The sequence below is a fragment of the Sphingobium sp. EP60837 genome (genome assembly GCF_001658005.1).
Classification (GTDB): Bacteria; Pseudomonadota; Alphaproteobacteria; order Sphingomonadales; family Sphingomonadaceae; genus Sphingobium; species Sphingobium tyrosinilyticum.
This window is the reverse complement of sequence record NZ_CP015986.1, coordinates 100,394-122,772: the sequence shown is the minus strand read 5'-3', so window position 1 is coordinate 122,772 and position 22,379 is coordinate 100,394. Positions and strand designations below refer to the sequence as shown.

The following is a 22,379-nucleotide window of genomic DNA, read 5'->3' as shown; positions in this document are numbered from 1 at the left end:
ACCAGCTTGAGCTTCGTTATGCGAACGGCGCGTTTGGATGATCTTCAAACCCTGTATGAACTAGCGAAAATAACGGGAGGCGGGTTCACCAACCTGCCAGCGGATCGACATGCACTCGAGCAAAAGCTGAAAAGAACAGAAATCGCTCTGGACCGGGACACCGACGAGGTCGAAGACGATTTGATCGTGCTGGTGCTGGAGAACAGCGCGACGGGTCAAGTTCGCGGCACCTGTCAGATCTTCAGCAAGGTAGGTCAAAGCTCGCCCTTCTATTCCTATCGCCTGGGCGTCATGACGCAACATAGCCGGGAGCTGTCGCGCACGTTCCGCGCGCAGATGCTCTCGCTGGTCACGGACCTTGAGGGCTCTACCGAAGTCGGGGGCCTGTTCCTGCACCCGCGCGAGCGAGCCGAAGGTCTAGGCTTGCTGCTCGCCCGCAGCCGATATCTCTATATTCGGAACCATCGTTCACGTTTCGGAGATCGAGTGATTGCGGAATTGCGCGGCGTCATTGATGAAGCAGGCGGCTCGCCCTTCTGGGATGGGCTTGCTGGGCGCTTCTTCGGCATGAGCTTTCAGGAGGCGGACGAGTTCAACGCTATCCATGGGAACCAATTCATCGCCGATCTGATGCCCAAGACGCCGATCTACACCGCCATGCTCAACGACAGCGCTCGGTCCGTGATTGGCATGCCTCATCCCAACGGCCGCGCTGCGATGCGGATGCTGGAGACGGAAGGGTTCAGCGATCCCGGCTATGTCGATATTTTTGACGGTGGTCCCACCATGGTTGGTCAGATCAACTCGCTTCAGACCATCATTCACGCACAGGACGTCGCATTGGCAGCTGTCCACGACAGCGGCGGAGAAAAACAGCTTGTTGCCGCCGGACAGCTTGCCAACTTTCGCTGTACCTATGGCTTTGTCCGCCGAAACGATGGCGAGGCAATATCAATCGACAAGGAGAGTGCCGCGCGACTGGGACTGGAAATTGGACAACGGTTCACGATGGTGGCGCGCGCATGACGGTTCGCGAAATCAACTTCGACGGTCTGATCGGCCCCAGCCATAATTATGCCGGACTGAGCCTTGGCAACCTAGCATCGACCCGCAATGCAAAAGCCGTATCACATCCCCGTGCGGCCGCCCTGCAGGGCATCGAAAAAATGCGCGCGAACCTGCAGCTTGGCTTATCTCAAGGTATATTTCTACCGCAGTGGAGGCCCGATGGCCGATGGCTGGACTCTCTCGGCACGAACATCAGCGACGCGGAACCGGCTATCCGGGCGGCAGCATTATCTGCATCCTCGATGTGGGCGGCCAACGCCGCGACGGTTTCACCCGCTGCCGACACGGACGATGGCCGCACGCATTTGACCGCCGCCAACCTTGTCACCATGCCCCACCGCAGCCACGAGTGGCCGCAGACTCTGGCACAACTGCGGATAGCCTTTTCCGATCGGCAGGCTTTTGCCGTTCATCCCCCCATTCCTGCCCCTTTTGGCGATGAGGGCGCCGCTAACCACATGCGGTTATGCGAACGCCACGCGGAGCGCGGTGTTGAGATATTTGTCTATGGACAATCCGGCGGGCCATATCCGTCGCGTCAGCATATCGAAGCGAGCAAGGCAGTGGCGAGGCTACACCGGCTCGATCCGGCCCGCACGATTTTTGCGATGCAGTCGCCAGACGCAATTGCAGCGGGCGCTTTCCACAATGACGTGGTCGCTGTCGCCAATGAACATGTGCTTTTCGCACATGAACGGGCCTTTGCCGACAAGGAACGTCTCTATGCTGATTTACGAAGCCTGCTGCCAGCTGCTCAGATTATCGAAGTGCCCGACCATGCGATAAGTCTTGCTGACGCTATTCAAAGCTACCTTTTCAACGCCCAACTGGTCACACTGCCCGATGGAGGCATGGCACTGATCCTGCCGACGGAGGCGAAGAGTGTTGGAAATGTTTGGACGTGGCTGGAGCAGATGGTCGCTGGCAATGGTCCGATCCGGCAGTTGGTCCCCGTCGATGTGCGGCAATCAATGGCGAATGGCGGCGGCCCTGCCTGCCTGAGACTGCGGGTGGTAGCGGACCCCGCCAATGTCGATCCGCGCTTTCTGGTGCACGAAGGGAAGCTTGACGAAATCGCGGCTATTGTCGCGCGCTACTGGCCGGAAGAGATCGCTCCGGATGAGCTGGCGGACACACGCCTCATTGCCCAGATCGAACAATCGTGGTTAATGCTTGTTGACCATTTGCAGCTTTCGGGCGACTTAATTCCCTAGAGCCAATCGTCGCTCGAGTGGGACCGATGGAACGGATTAAGCGCCTCTTCACGATCAAGACGAAGTTTGAGGCGTTCCTGGTCATCTACGCGCTTGCGCTCGGCGCTACCGAGCGCGGTATCGTCTATATGCAGCAATATCCCGGCACCGGCGGGCACCTTCTCGCCTTGGCGTGCACGGGCTCCGTGTTCATGGCGGGCGGCAAGATCCTGGACGCGGTGGACTTGCAGCGCCATTTGCTTGGCTGAAGGGCTTCTTTCCAAATAGCGCGGCAGTTGACCTGCGGCACAAGCACATGCAGGAGCCCGTCATGGCTGCGCTCATGCTTCAGGGGACAGGGTCCGACGTCGGCAAATCAGTGTTGGTCGCAGGGCTGTGCAGAGCCCTCGTCCATCGCGGCTTTCGGGTGCGTCCGTTCAAGCCCCAGAATATGTCGAACAATGCCGCCGTCACCATCGACGGTGGGGAAATCGGACGGGCACAAGCTTTGCAGGCGCTGGCGGCGGGCGTGGAGCCGCACAGCGACATGAACCCGGTACTGCTGAAGCCACAGGCCGACCGAACTTCGCAACTGGTCGTGCATGGAAAGGTTCGCGGTTCTCTAGGCGCAGGGAACTTCCGGACAGCGCGTGGCGAATTGCTCGAGGCGGTAATGGAGAGCTATCACCGGCTCCGCCAGCAGTGCGATATCGTTGTGGTCGAGGGCGCCGGGTCGCCTGCAGAAATCAATCTGCGGGCGGGGGACATCGCCAATATGGGCTTCGCTCGCGCTGCCGATGTGCCGGTGGTCCTCGTCGGCGACATAGACCGGGGCGGCGTGATTGCGGCGATTGCAGGGACAAAGGCTGTCATCGATCCCGCCGATGCCGCGATGATCCGTGGATTCCTGATCAACAAGTTTCGCGGCGATCCTGCCTTATTCGAGGACGGTTATCGCCAGATCGAGGAACTGTCAGGATGGCGGGGATTGGGTGTAATTCCCTGGTTGAAAGCGACGGCTAGACTACCGAGCGAAGATGCGGTCGTGCTGGAGCGAGCAAATGAAAAGAGCGGTGAGCGGTTGGTGATCGCGTGCCCCATCCTGCCGCGCATCGCCAATTTCGACGATCTTGATCCGTTCAAGCTGGAACCGGCAGTCGATCTTGTCATGGTACCACCCGGCCAGCCCATACCGGCGGAGGCTAGCCTGATTGTCGTGCCGGGATCGAAGGCGACGATCGCCGATCTTCGAGCGCTTCGATCGGAAGGGTGGGACATCGATATCCTAGCTCATCATCGTCGGGGAAAACCCATCTTGGGCATCTGCGGCGGTTATCAAATGCTTGGCCGAACGATCACTGATCCGGAGGGTATCGAGGGCACGCCTGAGACGATCCAAGGTCTCGGGTTACTCGATGTCGAGACGCGGTTAGCCGCTTCCAAATCCCTGGAACGTGTGAGCGGGCGTGCCGTTGAGCAGAGCTTCAGCGGATATGAAATGCATGTCGGCATCACCACCGGACCTGACTGCGCACGACCATTCGCAGAACTGGACAGCGGTCGATCCGATGGCGCAATCAGCGCTGACGGACGAATATCCGGCACTTATGTCCACGGGTTGTTCGCCAGTACCGATCTCCGCAGGGCGATGATGGGGACCATAGGCGGGCAGTCTGCGCGAGAGAATTATGACTCCTCCGTTAATCAGGCACTCGACGAGATAGCAGCGCAACTGGAAGAACATACCGATATTCGCGCTATGATCGCGATCGCCACGGGCCAGTGACCCATTCTGACCCATTTGGCCCAGCGACTATCCTTTTAGGCATATTTTGCCGCCCTTCCCTTTTCATTATGATTCCTGTTCTCGGGGCAATTTCCATAGTAGGGGGCCGGGCATGATGCTGGACCTTGGTCATCCATCGGATATCATGGCCCAGGCGCTTTCGTCCTGCCGCCGGCATTTCCTGTCATCTCTGATTTTCAGCGCGTTGCTCAACCTACTCTATATCGCGCCAGTTCTTTACATGTTGCAGGTCTATGATCGGGTCGTGTCGGAGCATGGGACGACGACGCTCTTATTCCTGACGCTGATCCTCCTCATCTCCCTTGCGGCGCTGTCTCTGCTGGAGTTTGTGCGATCGCGACTGCTGGTCCGGGCCAGCGTGCGGCTCGACAGGCAGCTGTCCGGAGTTCTGTTGGACACCACCCTGATGCGGCGCGGCCCTACCGCGGACACAATGAACAAGCAGGTCTTGCGCGAATTCGACACGCTTCGCCAAGCGTTGACCGGGCCGACGATCCTGACGATCTTCGACATCCCCTGGAGCCCGATCTACGTGATCATTTGCTTCATCATTCATCCGGCAATAGCCGCGTTGGCGGTGGCGGGCGGCGCGGTGCTGCTTTTTATCACATTCAGGAATGAGCGGCAGACCAGCCAGCCGCTGACCCGCGCCAATGAAGCAGCAAGCAAGGCTTATGTGAGCCAGGAGCAAACGCTCGCCGGAGCGGAGATCATCCGTGCGCTGGGAATGCGGCAGGCGTTGGTTCACCGCCATCTGGCCGAGCGCCAGACGATGCTGCGTCTCCAGACCGAAGCGAGCTTTGCGGGCGGGCGTCATGTGGCGCTTAGCAAGTTCATCCGGCTTTCGCTACAGTCACTTGCACTGGGCTTGGGCGCTTGGCTGGCCGTTAACAACGCCATTTCAGCAGGAGCGATCTTCGCGGCGTCTTTCCTTGTCGGCCGTGCATTGGCGCCCATCGATCAGTTACTGAATACATGGCGCAGCTTCGTGAAGGCGCGTGGCAGCTATGAGACGCTCAACGACCTTCTCGCAGCACGCGAAGCGGATATCGCGCTCACACAGTTGCCGGCGCCTGCCGGCCGGATTGTCGCGGAACATGTGACATTGCTGAGCGCGAACCAAGAGGCGGCGATCCTTGCCGACATCAGTTTCGCCGTCGAGCCGGGCGAAGTCATCGCGATCGTGGGCCCGAGCGGCGCGGGCAAATCGACATTGCTGCGCATGTTGTCGGGGGCAAGTCGGCCACATCGGGGCACGATCAGGTTCGACGGAGCGGACATCCGCGACTGGGACACTGAACGCCTTGCTCCCTATGTCGGCTATCTGCCGCAGGATACGTCGCTATTCCCGGGATCCATCAGGGACAATATCGCTCGTTTCCAGAACTGCCTCAGCAACGACGAAAGCGCGATCGATGCCGCAGTGGTGGAAGCGGCCCGGGCAAGCGGCGTGCATGACATGATCCTCCGGCTATCCGGCGGATATAACCAGATGCTGGGCTGGGGCGGACGCGGTTTGTCCGCTGGGCAAGCGCAACGGGTCGGGCTCGCCCGCGCCCTATATGGGAACCCGCACATCATCTTCCTCGACGAGCCGAATGCACATCTGGACGCGGAGGGCGAAGTGCAGTTGGTCGCCACGCTGGCGGATCTCAAGAAGAAGAACGCGTCTGTCATCGTTGTGGCGCACCGAATGGGGATATTGGGCGTGGTCGATAAGATCATGGTGATGCGCGACGGCCGGATCGAAACCTTTGGACCACGGGACGAGGTGCTCGGCCGTCTCAAGGCCATCCGATCCAATGATCAAAATCCGGTCAAGGTCGCGGAAGCATGAAGATGATCAAAGGAGATTGCCCGTGAACAATGTCACCGGGCCTGTCCGGCCTCTTGCCCTTGGTCCTAGCGGCACAATGACGGACATTGATGACCGGGCCGATCCCGACATGCGCACTGGCATCATCGTCGCCGTGCTTTTTTTCGTTCTGCTGCTCGGTTGGGCAACATTTGCCCGCCTCGACGCCGCCGCATATGCTCCAGCCAAGCTCACGGTGGCTGGTCAGCGGCAGACGGTGCAGCACCGGGACGGCGGCGTCGTCGGTGCAATCTTCGTGAAGGAAGGACAGCATGTCACGCAGGGACAGCCTCTCATGGAGCTGGCCGCCGCCGAGGTGCGAGCACAGGCGCGCATGTATGGCGCTCAATTGATTGAACTCAAGGCGCAGCGGGCGCGGTTGATCGCCGAGCAGCTGGGAACCGGGACAATTAACTGGCCAGCGGAATTCGCTGGTTTCACCGGACAAGACAAGGCCGACGCGCAGGAGGCCATGACGCTTCAAATGCAACAGTTTCAAGCCCGCGCGGCAGTCCTGTCAGCACAGACAGGGGCACTGCGTGAACAGGCAAATCAGGTCCGGCAAACCTCACGCGGCTATCGTTCACAACTGGACGCGTCAGCCGAGCAGGCGCGGCTCATTAATGACGAACTGGAAAGTCTGCGCGGCGTTGCCGAGAAAGGTTTCGTCTCGAAATCGCGCATACGGGCCTTGGAAAGGGCGCGCGCAGATCTGATGGGGCAGTCCGGCCAATACTCGGCAAGCATCGCCCGGTCCGCGGCGGAGGGGGGTGAAAACCGCCTGAAGTCGCTCGAGGCGGTCAAGGCCTATAAGGAACGGGCCGCATCGGAACTGCGGGATGTGGAATTTTCTCTGAACGAAATTTTTCCAAAATATCGGGCGGCCAAGGACCAGCTTGCCCGCCTTCAGATTAGGGCGCCTGCAACCGGGACGGTGGTGGGTCTGAATGTCTTCACAGTGGGCGGGGTGATCGGCGCCGGACAAAAGCTGATGGACGTGGTCCCCGATCGCGCCGGGCTGGTGATCGAGGCGCGGATCGCGCCGGATGACATCGACGATCTTCGGACGGGCCAGAACGCGCAGATTCGCTTCGCCAGTCTGCATGAGCGCGACCTGCCTATCATGACTGGACAGGTTACACGCCTATCCGCCGACAGCTTCCAGGATGAGAAGACGGGACTGTCTTATTATACTGCCGAGATCACCGTCCTGCCCAAGGAACTGGAAGCGATCCGGAAGGTGCGGGGCCGCGATTTCGCGCTTCGCGCGGGGATGCCGGTCCAAGCGCTGATACCTCTGCGCAAGCGCACCGCCCTGCAATATGTGTTCGAGCCGCTCACGCAGCTGCTCTGGCTGTCTTTCCGCGAGCATTGATCGGTTTGAAAGCTATTGGAGTTCGGGAAAGCGCGGGGCCGCGCCCAATTCCTCATAGATCTTGCGATATTCCGCGATAATGGCGCTGCGATCATAGTCACTAAAGACGCGATCACGCAGCGCCTCGCCCATCGCTCGCCGCGTCGAAGGATCCCGCAACAAGCTCAGGATCGCCTGGGCTGTATCATCTGGATTGACCAACTCAGTGACGATCCCGCCACGCGGCTCGGCGCCCCGGCGGCGGCCTTCGATCAGTTCGCGGCAGCTGCCGACATCGGGCGCAATGGCAGGGATTCCGCACGCCCCGCCCTCCAATATGACGAGCGGCTGGGCTTCCGACAGGCTGGTCAGGACCAATAAGTCGATGCGCGGCATCCAGTCCGTCACATTCACGCGTCCTTCAAAGCGGACGGCGCCATCGATGCCGAGTTCCTTCACCAGCGTCTCACAATCATCAGCATAATCCGGGTCTTCATCTAGCGGCCCAAGAATGACGAAGCGGGTCTGCGGCATATCGCCTAGAACAATAGCCGCCGCTCGAATGAAGGTCTTGATATCCTTGATCGGCACCACTCGGCCGATCAATGCGACGAGCGGCCGCACCGGATCGCAGAGACGGTCAATATGCGCGAAGTTCCCCGGGTCGATCCCATTAGGAATGACTCTCAGACGGTCAGGACGCGCGCCGTGACGCCGCTGCGTTTCATTATTCGCGGTGTAGAGCGCTACTATCGGGTTGCAGGCATCGTAACAGGCGCGCGTATAGGTCTCGAACACGGCAAGCCAAAGATCGCGCAGGTCATGTCCCCCGCGATCCAGCGCAAGGCCGGTATCGATCTGATCGCCGATCCAGTCCGCCATCATGATCTCTATCTGCCTTTCGAGCAGATAAATGCCATGTTCCGTGATGAAGGCCGGACGTCCCGTTTCATAGGCTGCGCGGGCAGCGAGAAGCCCGGCGAACCCAGTCGATATGGTGTGATAGACTCGCGCCCTTGGCAACGGCGTCAGCAGCATCTTGATCAAGCCGCCCAGCAACACGCGCATCGCCCAGAAAAAATGATGGAATGAGGCGGAGCGGAACGCCGTGTCATAATAACGGGTGAACACCGCGAACATTTCACCGTTGGAGAGCAGGTCACCGGCCGTTGGGGTGGGTTTCAGGTTCGCCAGCGCCTCGGTCAACCGCACCAGGTCGTCCTTGCCGCCAGTGGAGAGAAATGCGAGCAATAAACGGCCGATCAGCCGCATTTGCCTGGGCGGAAAGCGCCGCGGCGGCGATGGCTCTACGATCAGCGGAACTTCAATGATCTGCGCCACATTGGGCGGCGGGACCATGCGCCAGGGCTGAATCGTAGCGCCAGCCTTGATCGCGATCACGGAAAAGCGGACGTCCGGCATGCTGAGGATCAGGTCCTGCAACCAGTTTGAAACGCCGCCGACAACGAATGGATAGGCTCCCTCGACGATCAGGCACACATCGCACTCGTCGCCGTCGTCCATCATGTGGCGACCTCCAGAGGCTGAGCGCGCGCCCTGGGTGACGCATCCTTGTGATGGATCATTTCCAGCGCGACCTGCGAACTGATCGTGCGCAACGGGCGCTGCCGCACATCATCCTCGGGGAGCATCTTGCCAATCTCGCGCACCTGAGCGGCCGCTTCCTGACAAAGACGCATGCGCTGCGCTTGTGGTAGCAACTGGTTATGGCATCCATGATCCGCCAGCAAGATCGCCAGCGCGTAGCGATCATCCATATTCTGGCTGGGAGCGATCTTCGCCTCCAGTTCCTGGCGTTGCTGCGTCAGATTGTAGCTGATCTGGGCTGCTGCTGCGGCAGCAAGAGCGCGGATGGTCTGATCTTCGTCCGAAAGGGCTATGATGATCAGTGGTGATAGTCTCGGCTCAAAGGAGGTGACCACCGTTTCGAGGGCCTTGTAGCGGGACTGAAGGCTGCCATGGCGCAGCATTCCTGCCAGGGATCCTACTTCGTCCACTTCGGGATAGCGTATCCGCTCATCCAGGATGCGGGAGAGCCGTTCGATCGGGTTGATGCTTCTCGCGCCATGATAGCGGCGCGTGCGCGGAGGCCGATAGGTGAGCTGCCGCCTTCGTCGGAGAACCCACAGATGCGGAGACAGCAGGGTTAGTGACAACATACCACATGGCCCAAAGGCAGCACCAACTGGCAAGACGAGCATTCGTGCCGTTGCCGTACCGGGCGGCCGCGCGAGGCAGACCGCTAACGCGGTCAGTGTCAGGGCAAGATGCGCGAAAGCAAACCCAACCACCCCTCCAGGTAGCCACGCAGACGCGGGTAGCAGCGCCATGTCGCCCAATGCGCAGAGGCTGAGCGTTCGGATCACGCCACTTTGCCTCCTGGAACCAGCCACTTCCCTTGCGCGAACATATGCTCACCACCGAACAGTGCCGAGCAGTTGCCAAACAACTCGGCCATATGCGCCAGTTCAGCCACACGTGCTTCAGTGATGCGCAGGTTGGGCGCGCTGTGGATGATGATCATCCCGCCCAACTCATCTTCGTCCCGAAACACAGGCAGCGCGATCAGCCCAAAATGCGCCAATATCCCCTGCTCGGTGGAATGGCCCTCATGCAGAGGCCGGGGATTTTCCATCATGGCGTGGGCAAGTGCCGTCCGGGATAGGTCAGCCGGCCGCCCTGCCGCATCCCGCCCCGCGAAACGGGCGACGACTTGCCCTGCCCTGATATCGTAGAAGGTGAAGTCCTCGGTCTGGGCAGCCAGCGCGATCAGCCGGGCGATTGCATCGATCTGGAGCGCTGGGTCGGGTTCGGCCAGCCCCACCGCGGCCGCGACCGCCTGGTTCACCGTCCGCTGCTCGATCGCGATTCGCACCTGTAGCTTGCGATTGATGCTAGTAAGACGGGCGATAACCTCGGCCAGGCGCTGCCAATTATTGTCCATCGCCTGATGGCGCTCATCCTGCGCCGCGAGCCGGGCCATGCGAACCGCCGTTACCTCGCCTGCGACGAGCGCCGTGACCATCCAGAGCAGCGGCATGATGGATAGGCGCAACTGCATTTCCAGCTGATCAGGCATGTCCAGTCCGGCATGCGGGGTCGAGAGCCATATTGCCGAGGCGACCAGTCCCGCCAGCAGACCTATACCGGTGCCGTAACTGATCGCCATGGCCAGCACGGGCAGCCAATAGGGGTTGGGATTGAGTTGCTGAAACGCGTCTGCGTCGAGCAGCATATGATCGATCGCCATCAGCACCGCGAACATCACCAGCATCTCGGCGCACTGCAGGAAGATAGGCCTTTGTTTCAACATCAAAGCCTCCCGAGATAACGTGTAAGTGCCAGGCGCAGATACAGTTGGCGGCCCGATATGCCCGGGCGGCTGATCGAACTGACACCGCCGCTCGCTTGAAGCCGCCATCCATCGCTGAGCCGCCCGGTGGCGCTGACGTTGGCGGTGGGCCCGTCAGTGTTCCCTAGCCGGTCAAAGGTCCAACCGGCTGCGCCCGTGACCTGCCATTTGGTCCAGGACTTTCCCGCCACCAGTTGGAAACTATGATTCTCACGATCGCTGAGCGGAATATAGGCAAGTCCATTGGGCCGGGCGCGCATCCGGCCGATATATTCGGCATCGAGCCGATAAGTGAGCGCGAGCGAAGGCGACTGACGGCGGAGTAGATAATCGATCCCGCCTGACACCGAAATGCTGCGGGTCCGATCGCCGGTTCCCCGCAGTCCATAGCCGTTCCAGTTGCCATCGGCCTGCACCGACAGTTCCGGGGTAAGCCTCAACGTGCCGCCAATGCCCGCCCGGCTGACATAGCCGCCGAAGGTCGATTGCTCAGGCGTCGCCACATCAGGCAGGTAGGCGAGCAGCAAACGCCCTTGCCGTTCGGGCGGGCCCGCATAGAGGCGTGCGCCACCGCCAACCACCCTCTCATCCAGTTGCGCGCTTCCTTGCAATTCAAGCCGGACGGTGCGCGCCAGTTGCACGTTCGCCAGCAGGTCGGCGATGCTGGTATGTGATACCACATCGGTCAGGATGCCCGTGGGGCCATAAACGACATCGGCCTTGCTTCGTGTATGGCGGTAGCCTGCTCCGACCGAGACCCGCCGCCCCAGCGGGATCAGCCCGCTCACCGCTCCTTCTGCTTGCGAAAAAACCTTCCCGCCGCGTAACGTCACCGCTGCTGTGATATTGCCGCCAGCCTCCGCCAAGGTTCGGCGGGCAAAGGGATCGTCGGCCGCAATTTCGCGATAACGCGCAGCGCCAAGGATCAGAGCGCCTTCGGCAACATCCAGGTCTGCAATCAGCCGCTGGATACGTTTATCGGCGGGATATCTTTGCGCGAAAGGGGCCAGGCGGCGGCGGGCCATATCGGGAAAGCCTGAAGCGGCGTCAGCTTCTGCGCGGGCAATGGCTAGTTCGAGCTCAGGATCTGCAGTTTCTGCAGGCTCAGGCGAACGGGGCGCTATTGCCGCAGATGTGGCGCTGTCCGGCAGGAAGCGAACCGTCAGCCTGCTGCCCTCAACCACCCCCTCGATCCGGCGGCCCGACGCCGCGCGCATCACCAGGCTGTTATCGTTCCAGCGCAGGTCTGCCAGCTGGGCGCCAGCCTCTTGAGCGAAATGCTTGATCGCCACATCGCCAATGGGACGGTCGAACCGGACAACCAGTTCATAGGGGTTGCGCTCCAATTGCAGGTGGACTGGCGCTGGCCAACTCAAACTGACCTGCAACTCCTCGGACGCAGGTTGCGGAGCGGTGACGTCATCGTCACTCAGCATCGCCATGCTGAGAACGGGCAGCGATGGCGCCGAGAGCAGCAGAGCAGCCGCCACCATCATGGCCGCAGGACCTTGCGAGCCTTGCCCGGATCGCCAGCAGCGATCAGCAGCCGGGCATATTGGATATCAAGCTGCCGATCACCGGGCGATTGTTGCCGCAGGGCCTCGAACAGCGCGATCGCTTCTGACGTCCGGCCGAGCTTGGCGAGTAACTCCGCGCGCTCACGCGATATGGCCGGAGTAAGGGGCAGCAAGCGGGCGAGCCACGGTTTTTCGCTCGAAGGACCGCCGAGCTTGGCCTTCGCCGTTGCCATCAGCCGCAGCGCCGCTCGATCATCGGGTCTCTCGCGCAGATAGGCGCTCAATTGCTCCGCTGCTCCAGCAGCATCTCCTCTGTCCCAAGCACTCCATGCGATGGTCATGTGATCATCGGGTCGGGCTTGCCCTGCCCTGATGCGCGCTTGGGCAAGGCGGGGAGCATAGCGGCTCGCCATGGCGGCGGACATAGGTGCAGAGGCTGCGGACTTGATCGCAGGTGCATCAAGGCTGCGGCCGTCGAGAAGGAGATCAAGTGCCCTCCGGGCCGCGTCCTCGTCATGAGCGGCACTGGCGAACCTGATGCGGTCGAGCAAAATTGCTGTGTCGGTGGCATTGGACCGCCCCTCCAGGAATGCCAGCGCGCGTGCGGGCTGCTCGCGATCCAGATAGGCGGGAATCCATCTGGGATCGCCCACGGCGCGCGCGCGAAGCCAGGCGAGGTCCTGAGCACTCGGTCGCGGTCCCATCAGGTAGAGCATGCGGTTAGCGGCAGGATCGCCGGTTGCCCGTCCTGCCGACTGCTGCCGCAGCAGGGCAATGGCGTCCGGACGGAACCCTTTTTCCAACAATTGTTGCGCGACAGCTGCGCGATCTTCCCGGCCTGTGGCGGCGCGCTCAAGCAGGAGGCGGCGCATGGCACCTCTGTCACCCGAGGCGATCAGGATGCTTTCCCGTGCCGCGTCGCTGCCAGAAGGCAACAGGGCGGCGTAGCGCAACGCCGAAGCGGTATCCCCTGCCCGCTGCGCCAAGGTCATGGCGAGCCAGGGATTATCCCCTCGCCAAGCACGGGTCCCCGCGCGATCGATCCGCCCGATCAACTCATATCGCTTCTCACCATTCGCCCATGAGGCGAGGTCCAGCGATTGGGTGCGGGTGAGCGGAGGGACGATGCCATGTTCGGCCGCCGTAATCAGCATATCCGGCCGGGCGAGCGCATAGGCAGCCTCCGCGATATCGCGCGAAGGCGCGCTTCCCTTAGTCACGACTGCGGCACGCAGCAGATCGATCGCCCCCTGATCGTCCCCAAGCTTGCGATACAGTTCGAAGCGGAGCCGCCAGAGCGGCGATGAACGTCCATCGGGCCGGCCATCGAGAAAGGCTAGCGCAGCGTCGCTACGGCCGCTGGCGAGAATGTCATAGGTGATGCGGTCAGTTGCGGCCTGGCCGCCAGACCTTTCCAGTTGGTTAGCCATGCGCGAGAGAAGCGGACCGCTTGCGGTAGAGGTTGAAGCGGCAAGCAGATGGCGCAGGTCGGGCTCTGTCAGCGGTTTGCCTTGGGTGAAGCGCTGCATCAGTTCAGCCGTTGTAGCGGGCGGCAACACCGCCGCAGGTGCTGGGGCGACGAATGTAGCGCGGCGGATCGCGTCTGCGATCTGTCCTCGATTGGGAAGAAGGAGCGCCGTGCCCGCCAGCAGCAGACCGCCCCCAAGGAGAGGGCCCATATAGGCCATCTTCTGACCGCGTATCATCGTGATGTTCATGATCTTGGCTCCGGAATGAGCCGGTCGAGCGCCAGCGTTGAAACATAGGGTTGAAACCCGGCGGCACGTTCGCGCGCATAGAGGGCCGCTATCGTCGCCTGGTCGGCCGGGTCCCAATAATCCAGCGTCATAAGGTTCAGCCGGGGATTAGCAGCGCGAGCTGCGTTGAGCTTCACGGCCTGCCATTCCCAATCGTCGGCGGAAGTCATCTCATAATGTTTTCCCGCAAAGTTCCAGCGGGATGCCATGGCTTCGGCGAGGATGATGTCGATATGGGAGACGACTTTCGGCAAAATGGCGTAGCCGCGGTTCATCATGATGGTCGTGCCGGGGAAGCGCTTCCTGATGGCCCGGACCAGTTCTGCTGCGCTTGCCAGCATACCGGGCTTCTGGCGCTCAAGCGCTTCGGCGTTGTCGAGCGTGTCCATGAAAATGCCGTCATACCCTTTGCGCAGGATGGTGGGGACGAGTTCGTCCAGCACCATGGTTTGCCAGGCGGGATGGCGCAGGTCGGCGTAGCGGGCGTCCCGCCAGTTGGGGTTGGGATCACCCAACGCGCCGGCCTTTGCGAGGGCGGGCGCGAAGGGGCGGTCCATATGGACTTCGCCGAGGCTGATATAACCCAGGAGCTTCGCTCCTTTGCCGCGGAGAGGTGCGAGCGGGCGGTTGAAGCCGGGTTCGAGGACCAGGAGATTGTAGCGGCGGGCGAGCGCGGGATCGGTGGAGCCGCCATAGTCGATGCCCCATAGTTGCGGGCCAGCGTCTGGGGAGGCGCCGGCCGAAAAACCGAAAACCATCAAGGAAATAGCGAAAAGATCGCGTCTGTGGAAAGGGAGGAGGGTCATGGCCATAGCCTCGCTTGGCCGACGACGGCGGGGTTGTTGCCGACGAAGACAAGGTAGGTCAGCTTTACTGTCGCTTCTACGACGAGGGCGACCGCGACGGAGGCGGCAGCGACTGCGCCGGTCAGATAGCCAAAGCCGAAGCCCGCAATGCCCGCGCTGCTATAAAAGGAGGTTGTTGCGGCGCTGACGATGATGAACACGCTCCATATCGCGACAATGCGGCCGAAAAGGTCGTAATAGGACAGGATGATGCTCATCTGGATCGCGACGAGGTGGAAGACGACGCCCAGAGCGGTGAGACGAAGGCCGAAGATACCGCGCGCATCGAGGTTGAGGAACCGGATGATCTCCGGGGCGAGAACCCAGCAGAAGGCGGCGATGATCGCCTGTTGCACCATCAGCAGCCGCAGATCCCGCCGGATGACGAAGGCGACCTTGCGCCGCGCATTTTCGATACGGCGGCGGTTCGCGGTGCCGGTGCAATGGTCCATAAGCGCACCAAAGGCGCGGTCGAAGCGCGTCTCCGTCGTCACCAGGATCAGCGTCAGCCCAGGGATCATCGTCAGCAGGCCGAGGAAACTCGCCTGGTCATTCACCGGATTGACGCGGAGCGCGCCAAGGGCGGCCATGCTGTCCGGCGCCCACCAAAGCATCCATTTGTCGATCCACACGGCCACGGCGTTGGTGAGACCAGCAAGGCCAAGCGCAAGCGCGCCACGGTTCTGCGTGAGCCAATCCGGCCGCCATATCGGGACCGAAGGAAAATCCTCCCTTACAGCCGCGAGCAGCAACCCCAATGTCGCGAGCAGGCCACCGCAGATAGTCGCCAGCACAGCAGCGGGACCGCGGGGCGCAACAAGAAACAAGGCCGATGCGACAAGCCCGACCCCGGTCAGATAAGCAACGAAGATCGGTGCATAGCGATGGGTTGCATGGAGGAAGGGCCCAGCGATCCAGATTTGCGAGAAAAGCGTCATCATGGCGGTCGCCAGCAGAAACAGGTCCGGGCGCATCCCCGCCGCGAGGCCGAACAGAAGCGTGCCAGCGATCAGCGATGCGGCCGTGGTCCAAAGCAGCGCAGTCAGCAGGATCGAAGGGACCGCGTCCCGATCGCCCATGTAGAGGCGGTCCGACGCCAGGCGCGTCGCGACCGTCGCGATCGGCGCGGTAACGACCGCCGATATGCTGAACGCGTAGACGAGGCTGGTTTGAAGCAGCATGTGGTCGGCCGGAGCCATGGCAGACCGCGTCCATCCATTGAGGATGAGCACGGCCGAGGCGGTCATCAGCCAGGGGCCTGAACTGATGACCGCCCCGTGACAGGCTGCGCCAGCGATGCCCCGCAGCCCGTCTTCCCTGGCAAGTCGATCGAGTTTGAAACCGATGCCGGCCATTTTTCGCCCCTCCCCGGCGCTAGAGGACGAAGTCGGCGGCCGTCAGTGTATGACTCCCCAGCAGCTTGATGGAAAATTCGGCCGTAGCGGGGTTGGCATCCACATTGCCCTGAATGATCGTGTCGCCTGCGCCATCGGTGAAATAGCGTAGCTGGCCCGGCAGCAGAAACGGCCCAGAGCCGACGAAAGCAAAAGCCTGGTTCCCCAGAAAGAGGCTGCTGGCGTCAATGGCCGACAGGTCGATGCGATCCGTGCCTTCCAGGAAGTCTGTGATGATGTCTGGCGCTGCGTTGGTGCTGTGATTTGTTGCCGTGTAGATGAACCGGTCCACACCGGCCCCGCCGGTCAGATTGTCGGCGCCGACACCGCCGGTGAGCTGGTCATTCCCAGTCCCGCCATCCAGAAAATCATTGCCACCATTGCCGACCAGCTTGTCATTGCCCCCCAGACCGTTGAGAAAATCGATGCCGCCGGCCCCGTTCAACGTATCTTCCTCTCCCGTGCCGTTCAGCGTCGATCCGGTGGAGAGCGCAGTTTGAGAGATGCCGACCGCGTTGGTGACGGCGACGGATAGATCCTGGAAATCCTGCAGACCTTGCGGGTCGGTGGCGAGTATCCGCAGTTGATAGACATTGTTCACATTGGCGTCGGTCGGCGCTTCATAGTCGGGTGCGGAAATGAAGCTGAGCGCGCCAGTCGTCGGGTTGATGGTGAAGTGCGCCCCGTCGCCGGACGCCACGATGGAATAGGTCAAGCTGCCCGCCGGAGCGTCGGGATCAATCGCGACCACGGTGGTCACCGCTGTCGTATTTTCCCGCACCTGGATCGTGGCGGTCGCGCCGCCGCCATTGGATGTGATGACCGGCGCTTCGTTGACGTTGGTGACCGTGACGGCGATGGCCTGATCATCGAACATCGTGCCGTCGGAGGCACGCACTATCACATCATAGATGTTATTCGCGCCGACATCGGTAGGCGCTTCGAAATTGGGAGCGGTGATGAAGGTCAGCGCACCATTGGTGCTGTTGATCGAGAATTTGGATTGATCGACGCCGCCGACGATGGAGTAGGTCAGGATCGTGCTTGCGTCGGGATCGGTGGCCTTCACCGATGTGACCGGCCGCACCCCTTCGGCGAGGGAGATCGCAGCTGTCGCGCCCCCTCCATTGGACGTGATGACCGGCGCTTCGTTCACATTGGTGATGGCGACGGCAATCGCCTGATCGTCGAACAGCGATCCGTCAGAGGCGCGGACGATCACATCATAGACGTTGTTGCCGCCTACATCGGTGCGCACCTCGTAATTGGGCGCCGTCAGGAAGGCGAGCGCGCCCGTTGAAGGATTGATGGAGAACTTCGTCCGGTCGGCTCCGCCCACGATCGAATAGACCAGCGTCGTCCCCGGATCGGGATCGACCGCGATGACCGTGGTGACCGCCGTCTGATTTTCCGCGAGCGCGATGGCCGCCGTCGCGCCGCCGCCGTTCGAGGTGATGAGCGGCGCGCCGCTGAATGACAGGGCGACATTGTGCAGGCCGTTCGCCCCTATATCGAGCGTGACGATCTCGCCCACCTGGCTGACGATGGTCGCGCCCGACACGACCATCTTGGAACTGCCCAGGGCCGCGATATCGACGATTACCCTGCCCTCGCCCTGGATGGAAAATGACAGATTGCGTCCATCGCCCGCCGCCGACAGCAGCACCGCGCGCATGGGCAGGCTGGTGATGTGGGTCACATCATCCTGCGCCGCCCCAAGGTTGATCGTGAAGGAGCCTCCGCTTTGCGGCAAGAAGACGCTGTCATTGTCATAGGCATACCAGCCCGCGACATTCTGGATCACCAGCGAACCCAGACGATCGACGTCCAGCGCCATATTGCCGACATTCGAGCCGGTCACGCTGGCCGTGATGGTGTTGCCGTTGACGGCGGTGGTCACGGTCGCCGCCTTTAGCGCGGACATGCGCAGGGCAAGGTCATCCAGCGTCACAAATTCCATGTTCGCGTTGGCGGCCCTGGCGATCCAGTCCGTGAACATCTGCGTCGAATAGGGGCTATCGACGCCGGGACTGCCCGAGGTCCAATCCGCCGCACCATAATCATGCCATGGCCAGACAATGACTGGCGTTTCCCGGCCCGCGATAAGCTTGTTGAATTCCGCAGCCCAGGCGGCGCTCGCTTCGGCGATCGTCTTGTGCTGAAATTCGATCAGGGTGAAGTCGAACGAGGTGTTGGGGGCGAAATAGATCGCATTCTGCTGATCGGGCGCGATATAGCCGAACGCATTGGGGTAGCCCGCCCCCTGCGCCGCATAGCCGCCGGTCAGATAATGCTGAACATAGGGTAGTATCTTTTCAGCCGTCACCAGCGATTCCGGCATGCCGGGCAAAGCAATGCCCGCGATCTGGAACGCGCGCCCCAAATAGGCGCTCAGCTGGCTGTTGAGCGTGTTGGTGCTGGTGCCGAATTCAAATTGAATCTGCGACGCGTTCAGCAGGTTCGTGTCTTCAGGATGGGTATAGCTGTGGTTGCCGATTTCGTTCCCGAGGTCGAGAATGGCTTTGTAATAGGGCAATGACTTGGACCAGTTGGTGGTTTGCCCCTGGGTCGGATCATTGCCGATATTCACGTAGAAGCTGCCGACGAAATTATAGGCAGCCTTCCATTGCGAGAGGATCGGCAACAGCTTGTCATAGATGCCCGGTGTGCTGCCTGCGGGATCGACATCCTCCGTTTCCTGGCTTTGGTCCATGTCGATGCGGGCAGCGACGACGCCCGCCTGCCGCGTGAGTTGTAGGCCAACCGATGGACCTGTGCCGTTCACCGAATAGCTGATCGCTTTCTGCAGCATATTAGCATCGGCCATGACGCCTTCGCTGGAAAAGATAACGTTGCGGCCACCCGTCTGCGTGGCGAGCGCGGCGGCATAGGAGGCGCCGCCGTTGATCGTTTCTGTCGCGATGGTCTGCCCGGTGCCGCTGACGCTGGCGAAGGCATTCCAACCCACGCCGGTATAGCTGTTGACGAGTTGGCCATTGCTGTAGCCGTCGAGCACAAGGCCGGTAGGATCGGTAGCTGTGACCGTCACATTCCCCGTGCCGCCCGTGACGCGCGTGACGTCGAACAGCAGCTTCATCTGGGCATAGGGATCACCCGCCAACGGATCATTATTGACATCGTTCGTCATGAACTCGCCAGCGGTCACGAGCCCGATGCCAAGTTGCTTGCTCGCCTGTTCGAGCGTGTGGGAGATCGCCGCGACCTGCGACTGCGGGACGTTGCGGAAGGATGGGAAAACCAGCGTGTCATACTGGGCGAGCTTGGCGAGGTCCGTCAGGTCAGCTTCGGTCAGGATGTCGAAGGGGATGCCGGCCTGCATCGCTTGCGACTGGACCGACATGAACAGTTGCGAATAGGCGGTCTCGCTGAAATATGCGTGGGCAGTCGTTTCCGAATAAACGATGCCGATCCGGGTGTCCGCAGACCGGGTTACCCCCGTATCGTTGAAGATGGTGAAGGGCGCGAGGCTGTAATTACTGGGAAGGAAGGTAGCGTCATTGATGTCGTATAGGGTATCGATAGCCGCCGGATTGCCTATAGCCGAGCTGGGCAAGCGGAATTCAACTATCGTGCGGTCTGCGGACCAGGCGGCAGTCAGTCCCGACAGGATCAGCGTCTGTCCCGCCGCTCCACTGTAAAGATTGACCGTACCATCGGCGGCGAAATTGACGTTGAATTCGGCCCCTCCGGCAAATCCGAATATTTGATAGCCAGTAGAGCTATCACGATCGGTATTGAGCCATGCTGTCGTGTTCGTGCCGATTGCCGTGGGCGCCTTGAACGCCAATATGAAATCGCCATTATCAACGGTCGCGTAGATTTCGTAACCGGCGGCGTTATTGCCGTCGATCCTGTCTGCAGCGAACCAGTCGCTCAACGATCCATCAATAGTGACGCTGTGGCCGGTAGGCATGGCTGCTCCCCATCAATATGGACCAATGGTCCATGTTCAGGATAGCGACCCCTATTTTTTCTTTGCGATTCTCTGATTTTCTCAGGCTTATCTGGTAGCATTTCAGGCCATTTACCGACCAGATCAATAAAGATAATCTTCGAAATAACCCTTTATTTCCGATGATAAATGAAGATCAAAGGGATAGCATTATTGCTCTGCTTCAACGCAGATGGTTATTGCCCCCTGGTGACCTGTTATTTCGCGCGGGGCCCTTGGTGGGATACCGTTGCGACGCTATTCGGGAATATATCCCGTGCCAGCGGAGCGACTCGTGTCCGGACTTTCCCGCTTATGGTTAATTCATAACAAGCCCAGTGATGAGTCAACGCCAATGTTCTTTCATCATGGAAAGTCTGAGAAAATGCCAAGGAGCGGGCGGTCGCTACTGCAGGGCCACCATAGATATACCAATGGGTATATGCCGAGTTCAATAATTCCATTTGCTTAGCTTGCCAATATTGGGCGACCGCTTCTATATTCTCTGCGGTGCTTGGCGGCTCGCAGCGGCGCGGCAAGTCCCTTTTCTAGGAAAGTGGCTGCTTGCTGGCGGGAGCGCGTTCAATGGCGGCAAAGCGGCATGCGACGCGTCTGAGGGACGTGGGTTTTCCCGCATTGGCGGCGGCGTTGCTGGCGGTGGGCGCATGTGGTGGAGGCGGTGCGGGCAGCAATGCGTCGGGGACGCCTGCGCCTAGCCCCTCGCCCTCGCCTTCTCCGTCGCCTTCTCCCGCTCCGTCTCCTCCCCCCGCTCCTTCGCCTTCCGCCCTCCCAAGCTGGGACTGGATACTGCAAAGCCAGGGCCTGCCCGCGACGCCGCCCGGCGTCGATTTTCTCGATGTCGATGGATTTGACTCGGCGGCCAGCTATGTGGCGCTCGCCAAGTCGCGGGGGACCAGGACGATCTGCTATCTCGACGTGGGATCGGCCGAAAGCAACCGGCCGGACTATTCCCGATTGTCAGCCATATCGGGCCTGCTGGGCAATGCTTATCCGGGCTTCCCGTCGGAGCGCTACATCGACATTCGCCGCTATCCCGAGTTTATCCAGATCATGGACGATCGACTGCGCATGTGCAGGGACAAAGACTTCGATTATGTCGAGTTCGACGTCATGGACGCTTTCGAGGATGGCGCGGCGGTGACCGGCTTTTCCCTAAGCGAGCGGGACATGATTGATTATGTGACGGCGCTGTCGGCACGGGCGCGCGGCTATGGGCTGAAGCCCGTGCAAAAGAATGCGAGCGGGTCGGCTGCCAAGCTGTTGACGCTGTTCGACGCGGTGCTGTTCGAAGATTGCGTGGAGGGCGATTTTTGCGGGGACGCCGCGCCTTATGTCAATGCAGGCAAACCGGCGTTCAATGCTGAATATCCGGAGAATTGGCCAGGCAGCTTCGATAGGGCGAAAGTGTGCAGCGTGTCAGCCGCCGCGAAGGTTTCGACGATCATCGCTGTGGTGGATCTCGACCGGCCTGCGGCAGATCGATGCAACTGAGACGATCTTTGCAGATCATCAGATAAGCTGCTAATTCTCTTGGAAAAGAAAAGTGGCGCGCCCGGAACGATTCGAACGTCCGACCCTCAGATTCGTAGTCTGATGCTCTATCCAGCTGAGCTACGGGCGCGTTGTGGAGCGGCAGATAGAGGGGGGCGGATGATTGGGCAAGCCCCTTTTTAACTTTTTTTGCCGCAACCCGGACGCAGTTTCGCAAACGCAACTTTTGGCCGCTCCTGCTCGTTGCGGATTGGGGGAAGGAGGAGAGGCATGGCTTTCACTTTGAACGAGATTTCGCTGCTGGTCATCGCGTTGATCGCAGGGCTGCTGATCGGCCTGATGTTGAGCGGCCGCGGCAAGTATAAGCGGCTGTGGCGCGACGAGCAGATGGCGCACCGGCAGACGATCAGGGACCGCGATGCGCGCTTGGCCGCTGCTCCGGCGGCGACGGCAAGGGACGATGGGACCGGCCGGGACGAGTTGACCCGGATCAGGGGGATTTCAGCAAAGGATGCGGCGGCGCTGCATGAGGCCGGTTATCACCGCTATGATCAGATCGGCGCGATGAGCGACGAGCAACAGGCGGCGCTGGAGGCTCGGCTGGGGCGCGAGCCGGGGACGATCGCGCGGGAGGAATGGCGCGCACAGGCCCGGCTGCTCGAGACCGGGAAGGTCCGCGAGCATGAGCGGCGGTATATCGAGACGAACTGACAGGCCCTCCCCTGGCCCCTCCCGCTAACGGGAGGGGGTGA

The 22,379-nt window shown here is 61.0% G+C and carries 16 protein-coding genes and 1 tRNA gene; 8 read left to right on the top strand and 9 right to left on the bottom strand.

Annotation, left to right across the window (positions count from 1 at the left end):
• Window positions 1-6 precede the first annotated feature (6 nt).
• The 6 genes from EP837_RS00565 to EP837_RS00540 all read left to right on the top strand — a co-directional run bounded on the left by EP837_RS00565 (window position 7) and on the right by EP837_RS00540 (window position 7,298).
• Complete coding sequence (locus EP837_RS00565) at window positions 7-1,026, top strand: arginine N-succinyltransferase (RefSeq protein WP_066523706.1); 1,020 nt, start codon at window positions 7-9, stop codon at window positions 1,024-1,026.
• A complete protein-coding gene (locus tag EP837_RS00560; protein ID WP_066523704.1) occupies window positions 1,023-2,282 on the top strand; it encodes an N-succinylarginine dihydrolase in 1,260 nt (419 codons plus the stop codon). Before EP837_RS00565 ends, EP837_RS00560 begins: the two co-directional genes overlap by 4 nt.
• A gap of 26 nt (window positions 2,283-2,308) precedes the next feature.
• Window positions 2,309-2,530 carry a hypothetical protein gene (locus EP837_RS00555; RefSeq protein ID WP_066523702.1) on the top strand — a complete coding sequence of 74 codons (222 nt, stop codon included), beginning with the start codon at window positions 2,309-2,311 and terminating at the stop codon, window positions 2,528-2,530.
• A gap of 62 nt (window positions 2,531-2,592) precedes the next feature.
• On the top strand, window positions 2,593-4,047 hold the full coding sequence (locus EP837_RS00550; protein WP_066528415.1) for a cobyric acid synthase: 1,455 nt from the start codon (window positions 2,593-2,595) through the stop codon (window positions 4,045-4,047).
• 112 nt (window positions 4,048-4,159) lie between these two features.
• Window positions 4,160-5,905: a type I secretion system permease/ATPase gene (locus EP837_RS00545; protein ID WP_082919512.1), complete on the top strand. Its 1,746-nt coding sequence runs from the start codon at window positions 4,160-4,162 to the stop codon at window positions 5,903-5,905.
• A 76-nt stretch (window positions 5,906-5,981) separates the two neighbouring features.
• The gene (locus EP837_RS00540) at window positions 5,982-7,298 is read left to right on the top strand and encodes an HlyD family type I secretion periplasmic adaptor subunit (protein ID WP_066523700.1); all 1,317 of its coding nucleotides are present in this window, start codon (window positions 5,982-5,984) and stop codon (window positions 7,296-7,298) included.
• 12 nt (window positions 7,299-7,310) lie between these two features.
• Here the strand turns inward: EP837_RS00540 and pelF are convergent, their stop codons facing one another.
• Genes pelF through EP837_RS00500 form a run of 8 tightly spaced genes read right to left on the bottom strand, consistent with a single transcriptional unit; the run spans window position 7,311 to window position 20,097 of the window.
• Window positions 7,311-8,804 (bottom strand): GT4 family glycosyltransferase PelF, encoded by a 1,494-nt coding sequence (gene pelF / locus EP837_RS00535; protein WP_066523699.1) that lies wholly within the window; start codon window positions 8,802-8,804, stop codon window positions 7,311-7,313.
• A complete protein-coding gene (locus tag EP837_RS00530; RefSeq protein ID WP_156518348.1) occupies window positions 8,801-9,664 on the bottom strand; it encodes a hypothetical protein in 864 nt (287 codons plus the stop codon). Before EP837_RS00530 ends, pelF begins: the two co-directional genes overlap by 4 nt.
• Complete coding sequence (locus EP837_RS00525; RefSeq protein ID WP_066523697.1) at window positions 9,661-10,611, bottom strand: hypothetical protein; 951 nt, start codon at window positions 10,609-10,611, stop codon at window positions 9,661-9,663. Before EP837_RS00525 ends, EP837_RS00530 begins: the two co-directional genes overlap by 4 nt.
• Window positions 10,611-12,146 (bottom strand): hypothetical protein, encoded by a 1,536-nt coding sequence (locus EP837_RS00520; RefSeq protein ID WP_066523696.1) that lies wholly within the window; start codon window positions 12,144-12,146, stop codon window positions 10,611-10,613. The genes EP837_RS00525 and EP837_RS00520 overlap by 1 nt, the downstream gene beginning before the upstream one ends.
• On the bottom strand, window positions 12,143-13,885 hold the full coding sequence (locus EP837_RS00515; RefSeq protein ID WP_066523693.1) for a tetratricopeptide repeat protein: 1,743 nt from the start codon (window positions 13,883-13,885) through the stop codon (window positions 12,143-12,145). The genes EP837_RS00520 and EP837_RS00515 overlap by 4 nt, the downstream gene beginning before the upstream one ends.
• Window positions 13,882-14,730, bottom strand: a complete 849-nt coding sequence (locus EP837_RS00510; RefSeq protein ID WP_066523691.1) for an endo alpha-1,4 polygalactosaminidase — start codon at window positions 14,728-14,730, stop codon at window positions 13,882-13,884. Before EP837_RS00510 ends, EP837_RS00515 begins: the two co-directional genes overlap by 4 nt.
• Window positions 14,727-16,124, bottom strand: a complete 1,398-nt coding sequence (gene pelG, locus EP837_RS00505; protein ID WP_066523680.1) for an exopolysaccharide Pel transporter PelG — start codon at window positions 16,122-16,124, stop codon at window positions 14,727-14,729. Before pelG ends, EP837_RS00510 begins: the two co-directional genes overlap by 4 nt.
• 19 nt (window positions 16,125-16,143) lie before the next feature.
• Entirely contained in the window at window positions 16,144-20,097 is a 3,954-nt protein-coding gene (locus tag EP837_RS00500; protein ID WP_066523676.1) for a cadherin domain-containing protein, read from the bottom strand.
• A 603-nt stretch (window positions 20,098-20,700) separates the two neighbouring features.
• On the opposite strand from EP837_RS00500, the gene EP837_RS00495 reads away from it, so the two are divergent.
• Window positions 20,701-21,627, top strand: coding sequence for an endo alpha-1,4 polygalactosaminidase (locus tag EP837_RS00495; RefSeq protein WP_225870557.1), 927 nt, complete (start codon window positions 20,701-20,703; stop codon window positions 21,625-21,627).
• A gap of 53 nt (window positions 21,628-21,680) precedes the next feature.
• Here the strand turns inward: EP837_RS00495 and EP837_RS00490 are convergent.
• A tRNA-Arg gene (locus tag EP837_RS00490) sits at window positions 21,681-21,757 on the bottom strand.
• A gap of 140 nt (window positions 21,758-21,897) precedes the next feature.
• Here EP837_RS00490 and EP837_RS00485 point away from each other — a divergent pair.
• Complete coding sequence (locus tag EP837_RS00485; RefSeq protein ID WP_066523675.1) at window positions 21,898-22,338, top strand: hypothetical protein; 441 nt, start codon at window positions 21,898-21,900, stop codon at window positions 22,336-22,338.
• The last annotated feature ends 41 nt before the right edge of the window (window positions 22,339-22,379 follow it).